The sequence below is a fragment of the Salifodinibacter halophilus genome (assembly GCA_012999515.1).
Taxonomy (GTDB): domain Bacteria; phylum Pseudomonadota; class Gammaproteobacteria; order Nevskiales; family Salinisphaeraceae; genus Salifodinibacter; species Salifodinibacter halophilus.
In genome coordinates, this window is record JABEEB010000317.1 from 1 (window position 1) to 265 (window position 265).

1 protein-coding gene is annotated in these 265 nt (G+C 70.2%); it reads left to right on the forward strand.

Going from position 1 to position 265, the window contains the following annotated elements:
• The coding region (locus tag HKX41_11840; GenBank protein ID NNC24825.1) for a hypothetical protein at positions 1-265 on the forward strand (265 nt) is incomplete at both ends.

Here is a 265-nt window from a genome sequence, read left to right on the forward strand (position 1 = left end):
GACCTCGATCTCGCGGCGCTCGCCGCGAGATCGAGGTCGATCGCGGCCGCGTCCAGTTCCAGGTCGCCGCCGATCCGGCGCGGCCGTTCTCGGTCAAGGCCGGCACCGGCACCATCCGCGACATCGGCACCACCTTCCAGGTCAGCAAGAACGGCAACGAGGTCAACGTCGGCCTGATCGATGGCGCGGTGGTGGTCTCCAACGGGCTGGCGCAGACCGGCAGCACGCTGTCGCCGGGCCAGCAGCTCAGCTACGACCACAGCGG